The following is a 1,197-nucleotide window of genomic DNA, read 5'->3' as shown; positions in this document are numbered from 1 at the left end:
TCCTGCTGCTCATACTATTGAACATGTAGAGATTAATCGCGGTGAGTTTAGCCAAAATGACGTGCCATTAATTCGTTTGAGTGAGCAATTAGGCGATGTTGAGCACGATATTTTAATTAATCCAACGCGCCCTGATTTTAGACAGCATTTTTATCCTCAAGCAGGTCTTCCTGCTGGTGAGTTTGTCGTGCCAAAAGGTATGTACTTTGCCATGGGTGATAATCGCGATAACAGCACAGACAGTCGTTTTTGGGGTTTTGTACCGGAAGAGAATCTTGTCGGTAAAGCCGTTGCAATTTGGATTAGTTTTGAATTTGATCGTAAGCCGAGTGATGTGTTACCAACATGGGTACCGACCGGTGTACGTTTTGATAGAGTAGGTGGAATACATTGATGGAACCCATTAAAAATTTGCCGCGTTTGTGCCGTACTTTAGGTTATGAGTTCAATAATATTGAATTACTTATTCAGGCCTTAACACATCGTAGCGCAGCAAATAAACATAATGAGCGTTTAGAGTTTTTAGGTGATTCGATTTTATCGATAGCCATTTCAGATGCTTTATATCATCAGTTCCCAAAGGCGACTGAAGGTGATTTAAGCCGTATGCGCGCCACTTTAGTCAAAGGTGACACGCTGACAATCATCGCTAAAGAGTTCAAGCTAGGTGATTATTTGTATTTAGGCCCTGGTGAACTCAAAAGTGGTGGCTTTAGACGCGAATCTATTTTAGCTGATGCTGTAGAGGCTATTATTGGTGCTGTCTATCTTGATGCTGATATTGAAGTGTGCCGCAAGCTATTATTATCATGGTATCAAGAGCGTTTAGCTGAGATTAAACCGGGTATTAATCAAAAAGATCCGAAGACAATATTGCAAGAATACCTGCAAGGTTTTAAAAAGCCATTGCCTGATTACCAAGTTGTTGCAGTAGAAGGTGAAGCCCATGATCAAACCTTCACCGTAGAATGTAAAATTAGTGAATTAGATAAAGTTGTCACCGGTGTGGCAAGTTCAAGAAGAAAAGCTGAACAGCTTGCCGCTGCTCAGGTATTGGAGCTACTGAATAAATGACCAAAAAAACAGACTTGCCAGCAGGTGATAACCAAGAGCCTAGCTTAGATGAACTGCTGGCAAGGATGAACCAAGCAGCACCAACCGCCACAGCCAAATACGATGTAACTTATTGTGGCATGG

At 41.5% G+C, this 1,197-nt stretch carries 2 protein-coding genes and 1 pseudogene; all 3 read left to right on the top strand.

Annotation, left to right across the window (positions count from 1 at the left end):
- A partial coding sequence (gene lepB, locus CXF78_RS01155) for a signal peptidase I (RefSeq protein ID WP_102035734.1) occupies window positions 1–394 on the top strand: 394 nt, incomplete at its 5' end.
- Complete coding sequence (rnc, locus tag CXF78_RS01150; protein ID WP_011638377.1) at window positions 394–1,074, top strand: ribonuclease III; 681 nt, start codon at window positions 394–396, stop codon at window positions 1,072–1,074. The genes lepB and rnc, both read left to right, overlap by 1 nt.
- Window positions 1,071–1,197 (top strand): annotated as a pseudogene (locus CXF78_RS21745) (GTPase Era); the annotation flags it as partial. The gene rnc and the pseudogene CXF78_RS21745, both read left to right, overlap by 4 nt.

It is taken from the genome of Shewanella sp. 11B5, assembly GCF_002836795.1.
In the GTDB taxonomy this organism is placed as follows: Bacteria; Pseudomonadota; Gammaproteobacteria; order Enterobacterales; family Shewanellaceae; genus Shewanella; species Shewanella frigidimarina.
The sequence above is the reverse complement of the archived record's forward strand: the minus strand, read 5'-3'. Positions and strand labels throughout refer to the sequence as shown.

Excerpts from the sequence above, each read along its gene's own strand:
- rnc (WP_011638377.1), top strand. The coding sequence starts at position 394 with ATGGAACCCATTAAAAATTTGCCGCGTTTGTGCCGTACTTTAGGTTAT.